Genomic DNA, 18237 nt, shown 5'->3' on the forward strand with positions numbered 1-18237 from the left:
CTAATCAGGCGCCCCATCCGGCTTGCTGGCCGCCCACGCGGTCCTCGTTGATCTTTTTCTGGTAGCCGCTGGCCTTGAAGGCGGCCAGCGGGTCCGCGGGCAGCCCGCGGGATTCACGCCACTCGGCCAGGACCGGCCGGACGTCGGTGTAGAACGCGTCGTTGAAAACTGCGTTCGCTGCCAGGACGTCCCCTGCGCGCTGTGCTTCGGTGAGTGCGGCGGTGTCCACCAGCAGGGCGCGGGCGGTCATCTCCTGCACGTTCAGGACAGAGCGGATCTGGCCCGGGATCTTTTCCTCCAGGTTGTGGCACTGGTCCAGCATGAGGGCTACGCCCGACTCCTTGCCAAACCCGCCGCCGCGGATCACCTCATGCATGATGCGGAAGAGCTGGAACGGATCCGCGGCACCCACGATCAGGTCGTCGTCGGCGTAGAAGCGGGAGTTGAAGTCAAAGGAGCCCAGCTTGCCCAGGCGCAGCAGCTGCATCACGATGAACTCGATGTTGGTGCCCGGCGCGTGGTGGCCGGTGTCCAGGCAGACGAAGGCCTTCTCGCCCAAGGCAAGGGTCTGGGCGTAGGACGTGCCCCAGTCCGGAACATCGGTGTGGTAGAAAGCCGGCTCGAAGAACTTGTACTCAAGCACCAGCCGCTGCTCGTCCCCCAGGGCGGCGTAGATCTCCTGCAGGGATTCGGCCAGTCGGTCCTGGCGGCCGCGCATGTCATCCTGGCCCGGGTAGTTGGTGCCGTCCGCCAGCCAGATCTTCAGGTCCTTGGACCCCGTGGCGTGCATGATCTCGATGCAGTCCAGGTGGTGGTTGATCGCCCGCCGCCGCACCGCCTCATTGGAAGAGGTCAGGGAGCCGAACTTGTACTCATCATCCTGGAACGTGTTCGAGTTGATCGTGCCCAAACCAACACCCAGCCCGGCTGCGTACTCCTTCAGGGCGGCGTAGTCATCCACCTTGTCCCACGGGATGTGCAGCGCAACGGTGGGGGCCAGCCCGGTCAGCTCGTGGACCTTCGCCGCATCCGCCAGCTTCTCCTGCACGGTCCGCGGGGTGCCGGGAGTGCCGAACACCCTGAACCGCGTCCCCGAATTTCCATAAGCCCACGAAGGGACCTCGATGGCAAGCTCCTCGAGCCTGCCCAGCGCCGTTGCTACGTCATTCATGATGGTTCTTTCCGATGTTGTCATGCTGTGGTCTGTGGTCGCCCCGCTGCTGGAGCTGGTGCCCGCCTGTTTGGCGGCGTTATGCAGTGGAGGGTTCAGCCGCCGCCAGCTGGCGGTCAAGGTTGAATACTTCTTCCAGGACTTGGAACCCTTCGTCGGGAGCCTGGTCCGGGTTCTCAAAAAGAGTGGCCATTTCCGCCTGCCAGCGGGCGTTGACGTCCGTCAGTGCCATGCGTGCCCGGGCGGCATCAAAGTCGTCACATTCCAGGTAGCCCACCAAGAGCCCGTCTCCGGAGAGGAACAGCGAGTAGTTGTTCCACCCGGCATCCTTGAGCGCGCGGAGCATCTCCGGCCACACGGCGGCATGCCGGCGGCGGTACTCGTCAATCACGGCCGGCTGGACCGAGGAGCGGAAACACACCCTCATCTTTGGTTCTCCTGAAATCGCTGATCTTTGAATCGTTTCATTGTTACGATTCAAAGTACTCTTGAATTTGAGTAGGTGTCAAGCATTTCTGTCCGCGGCCACGTAACCGGGGCCTCAATGCCTGCCACATGGAGCAGCAGCACGGAGAATCATGAATCGCTCAGCCAGTATCAAGGACGTCGCCAACCATGCCAGCGTGGCGGTGGGCACGGTGTCCAATGTGCTGAATTACCCGGACAGGGTTTCCCAGCGGACCAAGGACCGGGTACTGAAGGCCATCGACGAGCTTGGCTTCGTCCGCAACGACGCCGCCCGCCAGCTGCGCGCGGGGCACAGCCGCACCATCGGCCTGATTGTCCTGGACGTGGGCAACCCGTTCTTCACCTCAGTGGTGCGTGCGGCCGAGGACGCCGCCGCCCTCCACGGCAGCGCCGTCCTGCTGGGGGACAGCGGCCACGACGCCGCGCGCGAGGCAAACTACATCGACCTTTTCCAGGAACAGCGTGTCCAGGGCCTGTTGATCTCGCCAGTAGGCGATGTCACCGAACGGCTGGACCTCCTCCGCGAGCGCGGCGTGCCCACTGTCCTGGTGGACCGGCTGGCTGACGAGGCAAAGTTCAGTTCCGTGGCAGTGGACGACGACGCCGGCGGATACCTGGCAGCGCGGCACCTGCTGGACACCGGCCGCCGCCGGCTCGCCTTTGTGGGCGGCCCCACCTCCATCCGGCAGGTGGCCGACCGCCTCCAGGGCGCCCGGCGGGCTGTCAAGGAGGAGGCGGACGCCACGCTGGAGGTGCTTGAGTCCGAGGGGCAGACTGTCCTGGCCGGGCGCAGCGTGGGCAATTCGCTGGTGGAGCGGGGGCGTGAAGGGCTGCCGGACGGCATCTTCTGCGCCAACGACCTCCTGGCCCTGGGCGTGATGCAGTCGCTGACCATGACCCACACGTTCCGCATACCGGAGGATGTGGCGCTGATTGGCTACGACGACATCGACTTTGCCGTTTCCGCCGTGGTTCCGCTGTCCTCCATCCGGCAGCCCACGGAGGCGTTGGGACGCACCGCCATCCAGCTCCTCGCCGAAGAGGTGGAATCCCAGAACCCGACGCACCGCTCGGTGGTCTTCACACCGGAGCTTGTGGTGCGGCAGAGCACGAACGCTGGCTAATTGCCGGCCTGCAGCCACTTCATGGACTCGGTCCGGGAGGTGAAGAAACGCGTGGGACACGGCGGGATATGCACGCCCAGGAAGAAGTTGGCCATGATCCGGTCCACCGGGCTGGCGCCCAGCAGCGCGATTCGGTCCGCGGCGCAGGGGATGGAAAACACGGAGCGTGCCGCCCGGGTGACGTTCTCGGTGGTGGCCATGTCCACAAGCATGGGATAGGTCTGCTCCCCCGCGATCCGGTTCACGGCCGCCATGGCAGCCTGCGCGTCCTGAAGCTCTATCCGTGCGCTCGGTTCCCAGATCAGGTGGATGACGCCGTCCGAACGCAGCTCCACCGTCCCCTTGCCGCCGTCGAAAGTTAAAGGCTCCAATCCTGCTTTCCTTCCGTGAACAATTCCGATGACTTGAACAATCCCGATGACCTGAACAGAGACCCGCACGACCTATCATGCCGTAGCTGCGGCGGCTCCGGCCCCGGATTCCTTTGCAGGCGTGGTCCTTGCGGCAAAGATGGCACCCGCCCTTGTGGGCGGCCGGTAGCAGAAGCAAGGATTGGTTATGGATGACGTGCGGGGCGCTGCCAGGGACCTGCTGCAGCGGAAGGACCGTGGCCTGATGGATCTTTGGATCCTGTACTGGAACCACGGCGGGCGCTGCCATCCCTTCGAATTTGATGCCTTTGTCCACGAGGTTCTGCCTGTTGACTGGTTCGACGCGGACGCTTTGGCGGTTGCTGTTGAGGAGCTGTCACTGGAGAGAATAGCCTGATGGATGCCCGCTTCAGTTACAGCTGAGCAGAACCGGCTGCTGAGATCCTGGCTTGGCCCCTTCATGGTGGTCAAGGACTATTCCTGGCCCTTGCAGGACACCTCCGTGCTCCATGTTTCCACGCCCGACGGCGGGAGCTTCATCGTCAAGGCGAGCACCACCAGCCATCACATCCGGCGGGAGATCGCCGCCCTGGCACCGGGCTTGCCCGGCCTCCACGGTTCGGCCCCTGTGCTCAGGCAGGCTTCGGTGAAGGCCGGAATCCTGGTCACAGAGTTCCTGCCCGGCACGTCCGTGGAGGGAACCGCAGCCGAGTACCAGCCCGGGACGTACCGCCAGGCCGGAGCGCTCCTGGCCAAGCTGCACCGCCCTGCCGGGACCTCTGCAGATTACGCGAAGAAGCTCGCCTACCAGACGCAGCTGCTCATCCGGTCGGCCGAAGGGCTCGTGGCCGCCGGGGTGTGCGCCCGTGCAGAGCAGGAGCTGGCCGCACTGAAGCCGGGCCCTGTGGAGCTGGTGACCACCCACGGTGACTACCAGCCCAGGAACTGGCTGGTAGACGGGAACAGGATCAAAGTCATCGACTTCGGCCGGGCGGACGCCCGGCCCTGGGTCCATGACCTGGTCCGTCTCACCCATCAGCAGTTCCTTGGGCGGCCCGCCCTGGCGGAGGCTTTCTACAGCGGGTTAGGCAAACAGCCCGGGAGCTCCGACGCCGGGGTGTGGCAGTTGGAGAACCTGAACCAGGCCCTGGGGACCGTGGTGTGGGCCCATAAAATCGGCGATGCCCCCTTCGAGCAGTCCGGAGTGCGCATGCTGGAACGCATAGTGGCGGGCTAGGACATCCTGCGAGGATGGAGCCATGGAATTCAACCGGCTGCTGCAGATCCGGCGCATCTATGCCCAACCCGCTGCACTGGAACTGCCCCGGGGCAAGGACATCGTCCAGCGCTGGCCGGACGCCGACATCGTGCTGGTTGACAGCCACTGGAACATCCCGGAGCTTCACGGTGAGGAAACCAACGTGCCGCGCTGGTCCCGGATCAAGACGGAGGCGCTTGTCCTGGGCGTCAAAACGGCACTGTCCGTTAAACCAAACGGCCGGTCAGCGGACTTCATTGCCCCCTCAACAGCTAACGGCTGCGCCATGGCGTGTGCCTACTGCTACGTTCCGCGGCACAAGGGCTACAGCAACCCAGTGACCGTGTTCGCGAACATCGACCAGATTTCCAGGGCCCTTGAACGGCACGTGACCCGCCAGGGCATAAAACTGGAGCCCAACCAGTGCGATCCCGAGCTCTGGGTGTACGACATCGGCGAGAACAGCGACTGCTCGGTCGATGCCCTGATCAGCGACAACGTGGAGGATCTGGTAACGCTCTTCCGCGACCTGCCCACCGCCAAGCTGTCCTTTGCCACCAAGTACGTCAACCCGGCGATGCTCGGCTGGGACCACGGCGGGCACACCCGGATCCGGTTCTCGCTCATGCCCGCGGCGCTGGCGAAGTCCGTTGACGTCAGGACCTCCCCCGTGGCTGACCGCATTGCTGCCATCAATGATTTCGTTGATGCCGGGTACGAGGTGCATGTGAACTTCTCCCCCGTCATCATCACTGATACGTGGCTCAGCGACTGGGAGGAGCTGCTGCGCCAGCTGGACCGAACCCTCAGCCCGGCCGCAAAAGCCCAGCTCGCGGCGGAAGTCATCTTCCTGACACATAACGAGCGGCTGCACGAGGTCAACCTCGGCTGGCATCCGCAAGCCGAGGACGTGCTGTGGCGCCCGGACCTCCAGGAGTCCAAGGTCTCCTCCAACGGCTTCGCCAACGTCCGCTACCGCTCGGGAACCAAGGCACGCTACGTGCAGCAACTGACCGCGCTGATCGACAGGATCGCGCCATATTGCCGCATCCGCTACGCGTTCTGAGATTGCCGGCCGGCACCGGCCCGCCGGCATGGCACCGCGCTAGACTGATTCCATCATGACCGGCGCCCGCCCCCGTCTTCTTGCCTGGCTCGTCGCCCTGGCGACCTGCCTCGGAGCCTGCACGCCCGCCGTCGGCACCGATAATCCTCCCACCGGGCAGGCGGTCGCGGCGTCCACCGCCCCTGCCTCCCCTGCACCGCCCTCCGCAACCGGCCTTGCCCTCGCGCCCCAGGAAGCCGCCGCTCCGGCTCCCGCCGTCACAGCCGCACCGCCGCCGGCCCCCGCACCACCTCCGGTCCCCCAGCCTTACGCGCTCAACCTCTACCAGGAGGGGGACTTCGTGCCGCAGTACACCTTCGACTGGTGCGTCGCGGCGAGCATCCAGATGGCACACAACCTGATTGACGACACCGGCGGCGGCACCTGGGCGGACTCCACCCAGCAGGGCGAACTGTGGGAGATGGCACGGGCCCGGTCCTCCAACTCCTTCAACGGCGCCAACCCCCTGGGCTGGGCGCAGGTGCTGACCGAAGCGGGCATGGGGCCGTACAAAGTTGTCAGCATCGCCGATTACGGGTCTGCCCTCCAGACGGCGGCCCGCGCCATCGCCGACACGGGCCGCCCGGTGGGGCTGGTCATGTGGAGCGGCCGCCACGCATGGGTGATGAGCGGGTTCGAGTCGGTGGGCGATCCCGCCCAGTTCCCGGAGTTCACTGTCACCGGCGTCCGCGTGCAGGACCCGCTCTACCCGCACGGCAGCGAAAAATGGGGCCCGTCGCCCCAGCCCAACAGCCTGCTGACCCCCGAGCAGCTGGCCACCCAGTTCGTGGTCCGCGAACCGCGGCGCTGGAGCAGCGAACTGCCGGCCGGCTACCTGCTGGTGCTCCCGGTCACCGCGGCCTGACCTGCGGCAATTGCGGCCGGGACCCGAAGGAATACTCGCCCTACACGGCCGGGCAGGGCGGGTAGGGCTGCCCGCCACCGTATAATTTGCAGCATGCCGATCACGCGCCTGCACCCAGGCAGCCACGCCCAGCCGTCCGCACGCGAGCACTACAGGAGCGGTCTGTGAGCGGCGGCCTCGTCGCCCTGCTGGACGACGTCGCAGCCCTGGCCCGCATCGCGGCCGCCTCGGTGGACGACGTCGCAGCCGGAGCCGCCAAGGCCGGGGCCAAGGCCGCCGGCGTGGTCATCGACGACGCCGCAGTCACCCCGCAGTACGTGTCCGGAGCGGACCCGTCCCGCGAACTGCCGATGATCAAGCGGATCTTCTGGGGCTCGCTCCGGAACAAGCTGCTGATCATCCTGCCGGCACTGCTGCTCATCAGCGCCTTCCTCCCGTGGGCCATCCCGTTCATCCTCATGCTGGGCGGCACGTACCTGTGCTTCGAAGGCGCCGAGAAGGTCTGGCACAAGCTCCGCCGGGACCACTCGGACGAAAAAGCGCCGGCGGTCGAGCGGGGTCCGGAGGCGGAAGCCAAGGTGGTCAAGGGCGCCATCACCACAGACTTCATCCTGTCCTGCGAGATCATGGTCATCTCCATGAACGAGGTGGCCGCGGAATCCATCTGGGCTCGGGCCGTCATCCTGGTGGTCGTGGCCCTCGCCATCACGGTGCTCGTGTACGGGGCGGTTGCACTGATCGTCAAGATGGATGACATCGGCCTGCACCTGGCAGCCAAGGAATCTGCTGCCTCCCAGCGCTTCGGCGAACTGCTGGTCAAGGGCATGCCCGCTGTGCTGGCCGCCATCACGCTGATCGGCACGGTCGCCATGCTGTGGGTTGGCGGCCACATCATGCTGCAGGGAGCCTACGACCTCGGCTGGCACCTGCCGTATGACCTGGTCCACGCCCTTGAAGCACCGGTCGCCGGAATCGCGGGTATCGGCGGCCTCCTGGCCTGGCTCGTGAACACCCTTTGCTCAGCCGTTTTGGGACTGGCCTGGGGCCTCGCCGTGATGGCTGTCCTGCATCCGCTGCTGAAGGCCCTGCCGTTCGGCAAGGAGAAGGGCCAGCACGAGGAAGGCGACGTCCGCGCCGAACTTGCAGGCTACCGGCCGACGAAGCACAAGGCGGATCCTGCTCCCTGACCGGACTAAAGCTCCTCCACCACCAGGTTGCGGTACGCCGCCCGGAGCGGGGCCATCTGCCGGAAGCCCAGGTATCCGCCGCCCAGCACTGCCGCGGTAGCGGCAGTGGGGGTCGGATCGTGCCACTCAAAAAGCGGCAGCCCGTTGATGGCGAAAGCCACCCGCGGCCCGTCCTTTACAACCTCCATCCGGTAGAAGTCCACAGCGTCCCCAGCCGGGGGCAGCGGATCGGCTCCCTGCGCCACCAGTTCAAGTCCGGCGCTCTTGCGCAGGTTGCAGGTCCGGAAGGCCCGCTCGGACTCGTACTTGTGCCGGAAGTAGGACACGTGCAGGGCATCGATGTCCCCGGAATGGTACTGCGGGTAGTACCCCGTCCGCGGTGCCAGGCCACTGGAAAACAGGTCCTGCCCGCCGTGTCCCCGGGCGGAGAAGAAGAGCATGGCCAGGCCGGGTTCCTCCAGCGGCAGGAACTCCCAGCTGATCCTGATGCCGTCCGGGAACTGCACCGGGCACCAGAACGTCCAGTGCGCGTGGTCCCCGAATTTCGCATCGTCCAGGGAACCGGACAGCTCCAGGGCCCCTTGATGGGTCCCCTGGCTCAGCGGCCCTTCCGCCACCCAGTCCACCACGTCCGCCGGGGACCTGAGGGCGTTGCTGTACAGAACCTTCGTTTCCACGCCGGACGTCCCCACTTAGCCTCGTCCCGCCGTCGTGCCTACCAGGCCGCCCGGTACCAGCCCCAGCCCATGAAGCCGGGCGGCAACGTGCCCCGCCACCAGCGCGGCCCCCTGCTGGGAGAAGTGGGTGTTGTCCGCCAGGCCGTCCGGCCAGTGCGCGTGCGAGCCCGGCCCGAAGTGGCAGAACAGCGACTCGGATTCCTCCCGGCCCAGCTGCAGGTACAGCCCGCGGGTCCATGCGTTCAGGTCGATGACCGCCAGCCCGAGCTCCAGGCCAATCTCCCGCACCACTTCCGGATAGTCCTCCAGGCTCTGTTCCAGGTCTTTGTGCCCGCCAGCAGCGCCCGACGACGGCCGGTCCAGGAAGTGCCTGCGTTCCACCGGGGTGCACAGTACAGGCAGCGCCCCCAGGTTCCGCACCTCCTCCGCCATGGTGCGCAGGTTGGCGGCGTAACCGGTCCGGGCAGCAAGGTGTTGCCTCTTCTGGTCGTTATGGCCGAACTGGATCAGGACCAGGTCACCCTCCCCGGCTTCCGCCAGCAGGCTGGCCCACAGCCCCTCGTCCCGGAAGGACTCCGTGCTGGCCCCGCCCTTGGCGAAGTTGTGCACGGCCGCCCAGGTGTAGGAATGAGGGGCAAGGTGCGGTCCCCAGCCGCTCATGGGGTACTCGTGCGTGGGGCAGTTGGCCACCGTGGAATCTCCGGCGAGCAGGATTTTCATGCTGTGCTTTCTCTCGTGGTGCAGGCTCAGCCCTTGACGGAACCGATGAGCATGCCCTTGGCGAAGTGCTTCTGCAGGAACGGGTAGAAGATGAGGATGGGCAGGGTTGCCACCACGATCACCGCGAACTTGATCCCCTGTTCGGGCGGGATGTAGTTCGGGTCCACGTTGCCGGTGCCGAGCAGGTCCGAGGACGCCGTGACCTGGCGCAGGTACATCTGCAGGGTCCACTTGGAGTTGTCGGAGAGGTAGAGCAGGGGCGACATGAAGTCGTTCCAGATGCCCACGGCGTAGAACAGGGCGAACGTGGCCAGGACCGGTTTGGACAGGGGCAGCAGGATCCGCCACAGGATGCCGATCTCGGTGGCGCCGTCCATCTTGGCCGATTCCTCCAGCTCCTGCGGGAGTTCCTGGAAGAAGTTCTTGATGATGATCAGGCTGAACGGGTTGATGGCCGCCGGCAGGATCAGGGCCCAGTAGGAATTGAGCAGGCCCAGGTCCTTGACCAGCAGGAAGGTGGGGATCATGCCGCCGGAGAAGACCATGGCGAAGACCACCAGGGACAGGATGACTTGCCGTCCGCGGAGGGTCTTCTTGGCCAGCGGGTAGGCCATGGTCACGGTGAACGCGAGCTGGACCAGGGTTCCCACCGCCGTGACCAGGATGGTGGTCACCAGCGCCCTGGTGAATGCGGGGGTGGAGAAGATGTATTCGTAGGAGCCCAGGGTGAACTGTTCGGGCCAGACGAAGAACGCGCGCCGGGTGATTTCGGCCTCGTTTGCGAAGGATCCGGCGATCACGTAGATGAACGGCAGCAGCGTGATGATGCCGATCAGGGACAGGAAAACGTAGTTGGCGGCGTCGAAGATCCGCCCGCCGGTGGTGTTGTGAATCTTCATTAGAACAGTCCGCTCTGGTTGAAGCGCTTGGCCAGGGCGTTGGTGCCGAAGATCAGCACGATGCCCACCAGGGATTTGAAGAGCCCCACGGCGGTGGAGTAGCTGTAGGCGCCCTGGGTGATGCCCACGAAGTAGACGTAGGTGTCGAACACGTCAGCCACGGACCGATTCAGCGCGTTGGTCATCAGGTAGATCTGTTCGAAGCCGGTGTTGAGCATCTGCCCGATGGCCAGGATCAGCATCACGATGATGGTGGAGCGGATGCCAGGCAGGGTGATGTGCCACACCCTGCGGAACCGGCCGGCGCCGTCAATGATGGCGGCCTCGTACTGGTCCTGGTCCACGGTGGCCAGTGCCGCGAGGAAAATGATGGTGCCCCAGCCGGTGTTCTTCCAGATCTCCTGCAGCACGATCAGTGGCCGGAACCAGTTCGGATCGGACAGGAAGTCGATGTTGGTGCCCATCACGTTGTTCAGGAACAGGAACAGCGGGCCAAAGTCCAGGGCGAACAGCAGGAAGCTCAGCGACGCCACGATGGTCCAGGACAGGAAGTGCGGAATGTAGACAAGCGTCTGGACGGTGCGCTTGAGGATGGAAAGCCGGACTTCGTTCAGCAGCAGCGCCAGGACGATGGTCAGCGGAAAGGCGATGCTCAGGTTCAGGAACGCCAGGATCAGGGTGTTGCCGAGCAGCCGCGGGAAGTCCGGGTTGGAGAAGAAGTCCTGGAAGTGCTGGGTTCCCACCCACGGGCTGCCGTTCACGCCCAGGAACGGGACGTAGTCCTTGAACGCGATGGACACGCCATACATCGGGGCGTACCGGAACACCGCGAAGTACACCACTCCCGGCACCAGCAGCAGGTAGAGCCACTTGTAGTGCGCGAAATGGACGGAGAATTTACCCCGCGGGACCTTTGGCGGCTTGCGCGGCCTGGTGCTCTTGCCCGCGTCCGTCCCGGGGCCCTGGCCGTGGCCGATATTCGAGGCCAGTGCGTCTGTCAGCTGTGACATTCAGGGCCTCCTTTCTGGAAGTGGTGAGTGGGTCCTGCGGCGGCGGGCTCCGCAGCGAACGTGCGGAGCCCGCCGGCGCGGGCGGGACTGTTACTTGTTGTCCTGCCAGAGCTGGTTGATCTCTTCCTTCACCTTGTCGCCGCCGCTGGTGTTCCACAGCTTGATGGCGTCCTTCAGCCCCTGCTCATCGATCTGGCCGGCAAGGTACTTGATCCGGGCATCGGCCACAATGTTGTCCAGCTGCGCACCCTTGGCGACGTAGGTGGCGGACACGTACGGGGCTGCCGGGTTGTAGACGGCACTCTTGAGGTCCTCGGCCATCACTTCCGTGCGCTTGTCGAAGACCTGCTGCTCATACTCCGTGGGCTGCTTGACGGGGTAGAAGGTGTTGCCCCCAACGTTCATGCCGAGCTGCGCGTAGCTCTTGATGTCCGTGCTGACAGCCTCGGATTCTTCGGTTTCGGGCTTGATGCTGGCAGCCTTGCCGTCCTCAACGGTGAAGTTGACGCCCTCGATGCCGTTGTTCAGCAGGATGGCCACTTCCTTGCCGTTCATGGTGTTGAGGACTTCGAGCACCTTGTCCAGCTCAGCTTCGGTGCGGACGCTCGATTTGGGCACTGCGAGGAAGCCGGAGTAGCCGTCGGTGGGGTGGGCGTGCAGTTCGCCGTCGGGGCCTTCGAGGTTGCCCACGAAGCCCACCTTGTTCTCGTAGTTGTTGGGGTCCGCCTGCTTGAACAGGTTGACCAGGACGCTGACGCGGGAGTCGACGTCCACGATGATGCCGCCCTTGCCGTTAAAGAACGGTTCGTTCCACTTGGTGCCGTCAAAGGTGGCGAAGTCGGGGTTGATGAGCTTTTCGTCCACCATCTTCTTGACGAACCGGTTGGCCTCGAGGAACTCCTCCGTTTCGAAGCTGGGGATCAGCTTCCCGTCCTTCTCGGTCCAGCGGTTCCCGGTGCCGTACCATTCCTCGATGATGTCGTAGGGGCTGTTGGTGCCCAGCGCGCCCCACTTGGGGATGGTGATGCCCCAGGTGTCGTCCTGGCCGTTGCCGTCCGGGTCCTGTTCGGTGAAGGCCTTGGCCACCTGGTACAGGTCCTCGGTGGTCTTGGGCGCCTCGAGGCCCAGCTTGTCCAGCCAGTCCTGGCGGAACATCACGGCGGCGCGCATCGGGGCGCGGCCACGGAACACGCCGTACACCTTGCCGTTGATGCTGGCGTTCTGCTGGATGTCCGGGAAGGTGGTCTTCAGGTTCGGGTAGTCATCGAGTTTGTCCGTGAGGTCCCAGAATGCCCCGGCTTCGGCGTTCTTGACGAACCCCGGGGTCTTGCCCTGGATCACCATGATGTGCGGGATCTCGGAGGAGGCAAGGGTGATGTTGGTCTTGTCCTCGTAGGACGCGTTGGGGGTCCACGTGATGTTGATGTCCTTGCCGGTGAGCTCCTCCAGCTTCTTCTGGACGGCGCCGTCAGCCCTGGGCGGCTGGGCCTCGAGGAACGGCGCCATGATGGACACGGTGCTGAGGTCCGCTGCCGGGGCCTCCCCTCCGCTGCAGGCTGTGAGGGACATGGCCGTTGCCGTGACAACGGCGGCGGCCAGGGAGAGTTTTCTGCGGATCATGGTTTTCCTTTTCCACTTCTTCGGGGTTCTGTTGGGCAAAACGGTTGATAAGGATGTTGTTGATACGTTTCAAGCTAGGGAGGCAAAAGGCAGGGGTGCACGCGCAGGGAAGGCCGACGGCACCTTCCGGACCTGGGCGGGCCGCGCCCTTCCAGGCGTCAGGCCACGGAGGCCGCCGGCAGGGAGCCCTTCGCTCCAGGGTTGTCCGGCCCTGCCACCGAGGCTCCTGCCACCGATTCATCGTTTGCGGTGAAGAACCGGTCACACAGCCAGCCGGTGGCAAACAGCCAGGCGCCGATACTGAAGAACGGAACCAGGCCCGGGACCGTGGTACTGGCGTAGAGCGCCGCAGCGGAGATGAACAGGAGGATGACCGTTCCGGCGAGGTGGCGGAAGGCAAAGCGCGAAGACATCAGCAGGTACTGCGCGAGGGGCAGTTCATACCGCGCATACATCGGGAAGAGGTAGCAGGCTGCGCCGGCCAGGAGGATGGCCGCCACAAAAATGCCCGCCGCCACCAGCTGCGAGAACAGGTCCCCTGATGCGGAGAAGTAGTTCCAGTTCATGGACAGCGCCACCGCCACTCCCATTACCGGCAACGCGAGCGCGTTGGCCCGGACGAAGTTCCGGAAGTAGTCCGAGGCGAAGCTGCGGAATAACGGCGCCGCGTCACCCCGGGCACGCTTCCGCACGGCGATCTGGGCGGCCGCCGTTGCTGGGCCTGCGCCGAGGACACCCAGGCCCAGCAGCGTAAAGACGATCCAGAGCAGGTTCAGGCAGGCAATCCAGAGGAGGGTGTCAAAGAACGAGTAGGCCCGGGCACTGAAGGTTCCAGACAGCATGGCGCAGCTCCCTTCATTTCTCCATCGTTGCAGAGGCGAAGGCGGTAGTGTCCCGCATCACGCCGGTAATCGGTTTCTCGAAAATCTAGACTCACACCGCCAGCAAGGTCAAGCAAAATTTTGAATCGTTACATAACTGGACTCTGGGGAGCTTCATGGCCCAGACTGAGACCTGGAAAGCGCTTGCTGGAGTCCGCACGCGCCCTATGCAACTGTGCCCAGCGGGGGCGGAAACGGAGAACCATGGCAACGCCAACCGGCACCCACAGCCCGGATGCCCCTGCCGGATCAGCAGCAGGAAAAGCTGTCGCCGGTACCGCCGTCGGCACGTCAGCCCCGGCTGCCCGTGTTGCCCTGGTCGGTGTGCATGGCTTCGGCACCCACCACCTCCGCAACCTTGACCGCCTCCAGGCGGCAGGCGCCGTCGAACTCGTTGCGGTGGCCGACCCCCAGCCGCCGGCACCGGGCTCAGTCCCGGAGTCCGCAAAGGTCTTCCCGGGACTAGACGAACTGCTGTCCGCAACACAGGGCCTTGACCTGGTGATTGTGGCGACGCCCATCCAGACGCACGCCCCGCTGGCGCTGGCCGCTTTGGGCACCGGCGCGGACCTGTACCTGGAGAAGCCCCCGGTGGCGTCCCTGGCCGATTTCGACCGGCTCTGCGATGCCGCCGCAGCGTCCGGCAGGAGTGTGCAGATCGGTTTCCAGAGCCTGGGCTCGCACGCCCTGCAGGCCATCGAAAACCTGGTGGCGGACGGCACCCTCGGTACGCTTCAGGGCATTTCGGCAACCGGCCGCTGGGTCCGGGACCGGGCCTACTACAAACGCTCGCGGTGGGCCGGGAAGCGCAGGATCAACGGCGTGGACGTCGTTGACGGCGTGGCCACCAACCCTCTGGCGCACGCCGTGGCAACGGCGCTGAGGATCGCCGGGGCCCGGACCACCGCCGAGGTGGCGTCCGTGGAGACCGAGCTGTACCGCGCCAACGATATCGAGTCGGACGACACCTCCGTGATCCGCATCCGCACCGCCTCGGGCCTGCCCATCACCTGCGCCCTGACCATCTGCGCGTCCGAATCCGTGGAGCCCTACATCACGCTGCAGGGCTCGGCGGGAACAGCCGTGTTCCACTACACCGAGGACCGCCTCACCGTCACCACGGCGTCCGGCACCACTGAGCAGACGTACGGCCGCGAGGACCTCACCGACAACCTGCTGGCCCACCGCAGCTCCGGATCCCCGCTGATCAGTCCCCTCCTGGACAGCGGTGCTTTCATGCTGGTGCTGGAAGCGGTCCGGACCGCCCCACTGCCCGCGCTCATCGGCGATGCCCACATCCGGTGGGAGGGATCCGGGGAAGCAGCCCACGCCGTCGTGATTGGCATTGAGGCGGCGCTGGACCGAGCGGGGCGGGAGCACGCAACGTTCAGCGAACTGGGCCTGCCGTGGGCAACATCGGCCCCCTGCACCTTCAGCGTGCCGGCTTCCTGATGCATCAGCAGGCCACAGGGACCGCGGCACGCGCCACCATAATCCCCGAAGCACTGGGCCAGCTGCACGCGGTCAACCTGCTGACGGTTGGCCTCGCCGAGTGCCTTACGGCACCCGCACGGCCAACCTTCAGCTGGCAGCTGGCCCAGCCGGACGGCGCTGATCCGGCGCGGGCCCTGCAGACCGGCTACGAGGTCACGGTGGAGGACTCACAGGGGCTCAAGTTCTGGAGCTCGGGGCCGGTCCCCTCTCCCGCTCAGCGCGGCGTGCCGTATGGCGGGCCCGCGCTCGACAACGACACGGACTACGCGTGGCGGGTGCGGGTCCGCGACGCCGCAGGGATCCCCGGGCAATGGTCTACTCCAAAGATGTTCAGCACCGGGCTTTCGGACGCTTCCTGGCAGGCCGACTGGATCCGGCGCGCGCCCGGCGGCCGCGCACCCCTGGAAATCCTCGGCGGCGCCCTCCGCGTGGCAGGCTCACCCTTCCTGCCGGTCCCTTGCCCGCCTGCCCGCACCTTCCGCCTCGAAGCCCGCGTCCGGCCGGTGATGGGGTGGGCCGGGCTCATCCTTCGCAGCAGCGGTCCCGGCACCGGCCTGCTGCTGGAGCTCAACACGGCCGGGGAGGTGGTCCTCCGCCGCGCTCCGGTGTGGGAGATTCCCGCCGCGGCCGTCCCGGAAACCACCGTGCTGGCCAAGGCCCGGGCAGAGCGTAGCCTGGACGTCCGCCAGGCCAGGTTGCCCGGCAAGGACCTGGTGCCCGGGTCCTGGCAGGACCTGCTGGTCACCGACGACGGCCACACCATCACCGTGTCCCTGGATGGCGTGCAGCTGCTGGGAGTGCAGGAGCCGGCAGCTCCCGGAGCTGCCGGGAAGCTTGCCCTGCACCAGGGGCCCAGGAGCCAGGCGGAGTACGCGTCGCTGCACATAAGCAGCGCCTGCCAGGACAGTGCCAGCCAGGACAGTGCCGGCGCCGTCCTGCTGGACCACCGCTTCGACGCCGGCGCGGACCAGGCCCGGGCCTGCCTGGCGCACTGGGCCGGCACCACGGTGCACCGCCAGCCGGATGAGTGGACGCTGTTCCGGACCACCCTCCAGCTCACCGGCCCGGTGCGCCGGGCGCGGCTGTTCGTTGCGGCAAACCACCACGCGCAGATCTCCCTGGCCGGCACCTCCTGCCTGGCAACAACCTCCTTCGGCTACCCGGGCGAGGGCTATTACGACGCCGCAGACATCACCGGGCTGCTCGCCGCCCAGCCTCCGGGCACAGCCGTTCCCCTGACCGCCCTGCTGCACTGGTACGGCCCGGGCCAGGGCCGCGCCGCCGGGCTCCCCGGCCTCCTGGTCCGCATCAGCGTCCAGTACACGGACGGCCGCCGCGACTCCTTCTGTTCCGGGCCGGAGTGGTCAGCCGGCGAGGCGCCGTACCGGCAGTCCGGCTACCGCAATGACGAGGGCGATCCCGTGGAACACCTGGACGGGCAGGCCGCCGGTGCCCTGGCCGCCGCGCCAGCCTCCTCCCCTGCCTCCTCCTCTGCTGCCTCTTCTTCGTCCGGGGACCTGCCGCCCGCCATCAGCTGCGGCCGCCACCCGGCACCGGAGTTCCCCGCGCTGCACCCGCGCCGGACCTTCCTGGCCGGCGGGTTTGTTGCTCCCAAGGCCTTCCTGACGGCCGGCGACGGCACCATGGTGGCTGACTTCGGCCAGGTCCTTCCCGGGCGTCCGGAGGTGGACTTCAGGGACGGGGTTCCCGGCCGCACCGTGATGATGCGGGCGGGGTACGCCCTCCGGCCGGACGGCCGGGTTGATGCCGGAAAGACAGCAAGCCAGAACACGGACATGTCCTTCCCGTACACCCAGGCGGCCGGACCCCAGCAGTACAGTGCCACGGTGCACCTGGGCTTCCGCTACCTCGAGCTTCCCGGCGTGGAGGCCGCCGAGGTTTCCGGGGTCGGGGCCGTGCTGGTCCATGGCCGCCATCCGGCTGAAGGAAGTTTCACCTCCTCGGACGAGGCGTTGAATTCCGTCTTCACGTTGCTGCGCGATTCAGCCCTCTACGGCGTCCAGGAGCAGTTCGTGGACACGCCCACCCGGGAGAAGGGCCAGTTCCTGGCGGATGCGGTGAACATCTCCTACGCAACGATGGCCCTCTTCGGCGAGCATGCCTATACGGCCCAGGCGCTGCGGGAGTTCGTCTGGTCCGCCGTCCGCTACTGGTCCGAGGGTCAGGACCGCGGCCGCTACAACGCCGTGTACCCCAATGGCGACGGCAAGCGCGACATTCCGGACTTCTCCCTCATGGTTCCTGAATGGGCCGAGGAGTACCACCTGCGCACCGGCGATCTTGGCCTGGTCCGGGAACTGCTGCCGCACCTTCGCAACACCGCGGACTACGCGCTGCGGTACATTCCGGCAGAAGGGCCGACGGCGGGACTGGTCACCCGGCTGGGCGGCGGTTCCGGCCCCTACCTGCACGGCATCGTGGACTGGCCGGAACCCGGCCGGTTCGGCTACGACATGGAGTGCGCCGCGAAGACCACCGTCAACGCCCAGGCCTATTCGGCGCTGGTGTCCACGGCCCGGCTCTGCGGCCTTGCCGGCGAGCCCGATGCAGCCATCCGGTATGCCTCTTCAGCCCGTCGGCTGGCCGGCGCAATCCGCACCCGCCTGCGCGTGGACGGGGTGATGGTGGACGGCCTGCATGCGGACGGCACCCCCAGCTCCCACGCCGCCCAGCACGCCACGTCCTTCCCGCTCTCCCTGGGCATCACCGCTCCGGAATTCGCCGCCGCCGATGCACGTCGGATCGCCTCCTTGGGGATGAAGCAGGGGCCGCTGACCGTCCACCGGCTGGTGCGGGCGCTGCTTTCCCAAGGACTGACGGACGCCGTGCTGGACCTCCTGACAAACAAGGACCAGCCCGGCTGGGCCCGCCTGCTGGAACGCGGCGCCACGTTCACCTGGGAGGCCTGGGACCTGGTGGAGGGAACGGACTACAGCCAGTCCCACGCATGGTCCGCGTCGGTGGCCAAGGAGATCCTGGACCACCTGCTCGGGGTCCGGTTCAGCTCCCCCGGAGGCTCGGAGCTGCTGATCGAGCCTCCGCTGTGCCGGCTTAACCATGCCCGCGGCACGGTGCCCGTCAGCAACGGCTGCGTGGAAGCCAGCTGGGTCCGGGAGGGCAGCCAGGTGCGGCTCGAGTGCACAATCCCTCCCGGCACTACGGCAGTCGTCCGGCTGCCCGCCGGCAGGTACACAGTCGCTTCGGGGCATGAGGGCACGACGGCGGAGGCCGCCGTCGTGCCCTTCGCTGAAGGTGCCGCGACCGCCCGGACGAATCCCGACGGCGCCGCGGCTGGCAGCGCGGCTAAGGCCGACTTCCGCATCCACCCCGGCACGTGGATATTCACGCCGCAGGCGTAGCCGCCTG

General features: G+C 66.4%; 17 protein-coding genes. 8 read left to right on the top strand and 9 right to left on the bottom strand.

Annotated elements, in window-relative coordinates; genetic code table 11:
• Positions 1–4: 4 nt before the first annotated feature.
• Complete coding sequence (gene rhaI / locus ABRP28_RS11350; protein ID WP_350002872.1) at positions 5–1171, bottom strand: L-rhamnose isomerase; 1167 nt, start codon at positions 1169–1171, stop codon at positions 5–7.
• 79 nt (positions 1172–1250) lie between these two features.
• A complete protein-coding gene (locus ABRP28_RS11355; RefSeq protein ID WP_350002873.1) occupies positions 1251–1598 on the bottom strand; it encodes an L-rhamnose mutarotase in 348 nt (115 codons plus the stop codon).
• 151 nt (positions 1599–1749) lie between these two features.
• Between ABRP28_RS11355 and ABRP28_RS11360 the strand changes: the two genes are divergently transcribed.
• Positions 1750–2763: a LacI family DNA-binding transcriptional regulator gene (locus tag ABRP28_RS11360; protein ID WP_350002875.1), complete on the top strand. Its 1014-nt coding sequence runs from the start codon at positions 1750–1752 to the stop codon at positions 2761–2763.
• Here ABRP28_RS11360 and ABRP28_RS11365 read toward each other — a convergent pair.
• Positions 2760–3134, bottom strand: coding sequence for an STAS/SEC14 domain-containing protein (locus ABRP28_RS11365; RefSeq protein WP_350002877.1), 375 nt, complete (start codon positions 3132–3134; stop codon positions 2760–2762). The two genes, ABRP28_RS11360 and ABRP28_RS11365, sit on opposite strands and share 4 nt — an antisense overlap.
• A gap of 187 nt (positions 3135–3321) precedes the next feature.
• Here ABRP28_RS11365 and ABRP28_RS11370 point away from each other — a divergent pair, with 187 nt between their 5' ends.
• The 5 genes from ABRP28_RS11370 (at position 3322) to ABRP28_RS11390 (ending at position 7549) form a co-directional block, all read left to right on the top strand.
• Positions 3322–3531 (top strand): hypothetical protein, encoded by a 210-nt coding sequence (locus ABRP28_RS11370; RefSeq protein WP_350002879.1) that lies wholly within the window; start codon positions 3322–3324, stop codon positions 3529–3531.
• Positions 3532–3534: 3 nt separating this feature from the next.
• Positions 3535–4371: an aminoglycoside phosphotransferase family protein gene (locus ABRP28_RS11375; RefSeq protein ID WP_350002881.1), complete on the top strand. Its 837-nt coding sequence runs from the start codon at positions 3535–3537 to the stop codon at positions 4369–4371.
• Positions 4372–4393: 22 nt separating this feature from the next.
• On the top strand, positions 4394–5458 hold the full coding sequence (locus ABRP28_RS11380; RefSeq protein WP_350002883.1) for a spore photoproduct lyase family protein: 1065 nt from the start codon (positions 4394–4396) through the stop codon (positions 5456–5458).
• A gap of 55 nt (positions 5459–5513) precedes the next feature.
• The gene (locus ABRP28_RS11385; RefSeq protein WP_350002886.1) at positions 5514–6362 is read left to right on the top strand and encodes a hypothetical protein; all 849 of its coding nucleotides are present in this window, start codon (positions 5514–5516) and stop codon (positions 6360–6362) included.
• Positions 6363–6526: 164 nt separating this feature from the next.
• Entirely contained in the window at positions 6527–7549 is a 1023-nt protein-coding gene (locus tag ABRP28_RS11390; protein ID WP_350002888.1) for a DUF808 domain-containing protein, read from the top strand.
• Positions 7550–7554: 5 nt separating this feature from the next.
• Here the strand turns inward: ABRP28_RS11390 and ABRP28_RS11395 are convergent, their stop codons facing one another.
• From ABRP28_RS11395 to ABRP28_RS11420, 6 genes are all read right to left on the bottom strand, one after another.
• Entirely contained in the window at positions 7555–8226 is a 672-nt protein-coding gene (locus tag ABRP28_RS11395; RefSeq protein WP_350002889.1) for a DUF1961 family protein, read from the bottom strand.
• Positions 8227–8241: 15 nt separating this feature from the next.
• The gene (locus tag ABRP28_RS11400; RefSeq protein WP_350002891.1) at positions 8242–8946 is read right to left on the bottom strand and encodes a rhamnogalacturonan acetylesterase; all 705 of its coding nucleotides are present in this window, start codon (positions 8944–8946) and stop codon (positions 8242–8244) included.
• A gap of 26 nt (positions 8947–8972) precedes the next feature.
• Positions 8973–9845 (bottom strand): carbohydrate ABC transporter permease, encoded by an 873-nt coding sequence (locus ABRP28_RS11405; RefSeq protein ID WP_066278800.1) that lies wholly within the window; start codon positions 9843–9845, stop codon positions 8973–8975.
• A complete protein-coding gene (locus tag ABRP28_RS11410) occupies positions 9845–10855 on the bottom strand; it encodes an ABC transporter permease subunit (RefSeq protein WP_350002892.1) in 1011 nt (336 codons plus the stop codon). The genes ABRP28_RS11405 and ABRP28_RS11410 overlap by 1 nt, the downstream gene beginning before the upstream one ends.
• A gap of 90 nt (positions 10856–10945) precedes the next feature.
• The gene (locus ABRP28_RS11415) at positions 10946–12475 is read right to left on the bottom strand and encodes an extracellular solute-binding protein (protein ID WP_350002893.1); all 1530 of its coding nucleotides are present in this window, start codon (positions 12473–12475) and stop codon (positions 10946–10948) included.
• 158 nt (positions 12476–12633) lie between these two features.
• Complete coding sequence (locus tag ABRP28_RS11420) at positions 12634–13317, bottom strand: DUF624 domain-containing protein (RefSeq protein ID WP_350002895.1); 684 nt, start codon at positions 13315–13317, stop codon at positions 12634–12636.
• A gap of 243 nt (positions 13318–13560) precedes the next feature.
• Here ABRP28_RS11420 and ABRP28_RS11425 point away from each other — a divergent pair, with 243 nt between their 5' ends.
• Both ABRP28_RS11425 and ABRP28_RS11430 read left to right on the top strand, forming a co-directional pair.
• Positions 13561–14808, top strand: a complete 1248-nt coding sequence (locus tag ABRP28_RS11425; RefSeq protein ID WP_350002897.1) for a Gfo/Idh/MocA family oxidoreductase — start codon at positions 13561–13563, stop codon at positions 14806–14808.
• Positions 14808–18230, top strand: coding sequence for a family 78 glycoside hydrolase catalytic domain (locus tag ABRP28_RS11430; RefSeq protein WP_374152977.1), 3423 nt, complete (start codon positions 14808–14810; stop codon positions 18228–18230). The genes ABRP28_RS11425 and ABRP28_RS11430 overlap by 1 nt, the downstream gene beginning before the upstream one ends.
• The last annotated feature ends 7 nt before the right edge of the window (positions 18231–18237 follow it).

Origin of the sequence: Pseudarthrobacter sp. WHRI 8279 (assembly GCF_040224115.2) — a bacterium.
Lineage (GTDB): Bacteria > Actinomycetota > Actinomycetes > Actinomycetales > Micrococcaceae > Arthrobacter.